General features: G+C 57.1%; 4 protein-coding genes. All 4 read right to left on the reverse strand.

The window, feature by feature from the left end; genetic code table 11:
• A partial coding sequence (rho, locus tag ADADOO_RS13030) for a transcription termination factor Rho (RefSeq protein WP_511277937.1) occupies positions 1 to 830 on the reverse strand: 830 nt, incomplete at its 3' end.
• Between the two features lie 161 nt (positions 831 to 991).
• Positions 992 to 1,318, reverse strand: a complete 327-nt coding sequence (gene trxA, locus ADADOO_RS13035) for a thioredoxin TrxA (protein ID WP_226400708.1) — start codon at positions 1,316 to 1,318, stop codon at positions 992 to 994.
• A 107-nt stretch (positions 1,319 to 1,425) separates the two neighbouring features.
• Positions 1,426 to 2,022 (reverse strand): response regulator transcription factor, encoded by a 597-nt coding sequence (locus ADADOO_RS13040; protein WP_511277935.1) that lies wholly within the window; start codon positions 2,020 to 2,022, stop codon positions 1,426 to 1,428.
• On the reverse strand, positions 2,019 to 2,657 hold a 639-nt coding region (locus ADADOO_RS13045; RefSeq protein ID WP_511277936.1), incomplete at its 5' end, for a sensor histidine kinase. The genes ADADOO_RS13045 and ADADOO_RS13040, both read right to left, overlap by 4 nt.

The following is a 2,657-nucleotide window of genomic DNA, read 5'->3' on the forward strand; positions in this document are numbered from 1 at the left end:
ACGGTGTTGTAGGCGCGGGCGAGGCGGGTGATCGAGTCGAGCAGGATGACGACATCCTTCTTGTGCTCGACCAGGCGCTTGGCTTTCTCGATGACCATTTCGGCGACCGCGACGTGACGGGTGGCCGGTTCGTCGAAGGTTGAGGCAACGACTTCACCCTTGACGGTACGGGTCATTTCGGTGACTTCTTCCGGGCGCTCGTCGATGAGCAGGACGATCAGGGTGACTTCCGGATGGTTGGCGGTGATCGCGTGGGCGATGTTCTGCAGCATCACCGTCTTGCCGGTCTTCGGCGGAGCGACGAGCAGGCCGCGCTGGCCGCAGCCGATCGGGGCGATCATGTCGATAACGCGGCTGGTAATGTTTTCTTCGGACTTGATGTCGCGTTCAAGTTTGAGGTGACGCGTCGGATGTAGCGGCGTCAGGTTCTCGAACATGATCTTGTTCTTGTTGGCTTCCGGCGGGAAACCGTTGATACGATCCAGTTTGGTCAGCGCGACGTAGCGTTCGCCATCCTTTGGCGTACGGATTTCACCTTCGACGGTATCGCCGGTACGCAGGTTGAAGCGGCGGACTTGCGACGGGGAGACGTAGATGTCATCCGGGTTGGCGAGGTAGGAGGTGTCGGCCGAGCGGAGAAAGCCGAAGCCGTCCGACAGGACTTCCAGTGTGCCATCGCCGTAAATGGTTTCGCCGTTTTTGGCCTTGGCTTTCAGAATGGAGTAGATCAGCTCCATCTTGCGCATGCGGTTGGCGTTTTCGATGGCCAGTTCGGTGGCCATGTCCAGCAGTTTGCTGACGTGTAGTGTTTTTAGTTCAGAAAGTTGCATGTAGGAGTGTGTGGCGCCAATCAATTATGGGCCGGGCTGCTGCCCGAAACCGGGGGCGCAATAGCTTGAGAGCTTTTGGGTGGGGAGTGATGTCTGGGCACTGGGCCGGTACATCTGCCTGAAGATGCAGGACGCACCTTCAGGCCGGCAGACTACGGAGATTACAGGTTGCTGTCAATAAAGGCAGCGAGTTGGGACTTGGATAGTGCGCCAACCTTGGTTGCTTCGATGTTGCCGTTCTTGAAAATCATCAGCGTCGGAATGCCGCGGATGCCGTACTTGGCGGGGGTTGCCTGATTGTCGTCGATGTTGACTTTGGCTACCTTGAGCTTGCCGGCATACTCGGTGGCGACTTCGTCAAGAATCGGAGCAATCATCTTGCAGGGGCCGCACCATTCGGCCCAGTAGTCGACGAGAACGGGTTGCTGCGATTGCAGCACTTCCGCTTCAAATGTGTCGTCGGTTACGTAATGGATGTGCTCGCTCATGGTTGCCTCATGGGATGGGTAAAACGAATGGGTAAGGTTGCGCCGGAGTGGCGACGTGAATGTTGCGTGATGCTAGCGAAAAAAGAAGCGGTAGGGAAGCATCGGCATTATGGTTTGAGCAGATTGGCTAGTTCAACCGCGGTTTTTACCTGCATTTTGTCGAAAAGATTGGCTCTATGCACCTCGACAGTGCGCATGCTGATGTTCAGTTCGTCGGCGATGACCTTGTTGAATTTGCCGGCCAGTACCAAATCCATGATTTGTCGTTCGCGGGTGGTCAGCGTCGAAATTCGTGCGTTTACCGAGTTGACCGTAGCATTTGCCGCGCGCTGGCGCGCGTCGAGGCCCATTGCTTCTTCGATGCGCGTGGCCAGTTCATTGTCGTTCAGCGGTTTTTCAAAGAAGTCGAAAGCGCCTTTCTTGAGCGTGCTGACGGCGAGCGGGACATCGCCGTGGCCAGTGAGAAAGATGACGGGCAGCGTGGATTTTCTTTCGAGCAATTGATCAAAGCAATCCAGGCCGCTGATGCCGGTCATCCGCATGTCGAGTACTACGCAGCCACTGGTGGTCGGTGTCCAGGCGGCGAGGAAGTTTTCCGCCGAATCATAGGCGGCATAAGGAATACCGCGGGATGTCAGCAGCCAGGCCAAGGCATCGCGAATGGCATCGTCGTCATCAACCAGGTGGGCTTTGGGGGCGCTCATTCGGCTTCCATGGGTAGGGTGAAAATGAATATCGTACCGCTTCCGGTGGGTGATTGCGGGTTGTCTTCAGCCCAAAATCGGCCACGGTGAAATTCGATGATGGAGCGGCAGATCGACAGGCCAATACCCATACCTTCTGGCTTGGTGGTGAAAAATGCGGTAAATAGCTTGTCGCGGATATCCGGCGAGATGCCGCTGCCCCGGTCACTAACGCTGACCTGTTGTTCGCGTCCGACGACTTCGGTAGCAATAAGCAAGACGCGGTCGGCCTCATCGTTGCCGGCCATTGCTTCCATGCCGTTCCTGATCAAGTTGAGGAGGACTTGCTCCAGCATCAGGCGGTCGGCCGGGATCGGCGGTAGCGAGGGAATTTCGCATTCGATCCGGACATGCCGCTTGCGCGCGTCGGCTTCGACGAAACCGAGGCAGTCTTCAATGACTTCGCCGAGCAGGCAGGGGGCGCGTTTGGGCTTACTTTTTCGGACGAAGTCATGGACACGGCGAATGATCTTGCCGGCGCGCTGGGCTTGCACCCCGATTTTTTCAAGAGCCGGCAAAATTTCTTGCGGTGTCGCCTTGCCGCTGCTCAGGAGATTCAGGCAACCGGTGTTGTAGCTGGCGATGGCGGCCAGTGG

This window comes from Azonexus sp., assembly GCF_036170495.1.
In the GTDB taxonomy this organism is placed as follows: Bacteria; Pseudomonadota; Gammaproteobacteria; order Burkholderiales; family Rhodocyclaceae; genus Azonexus.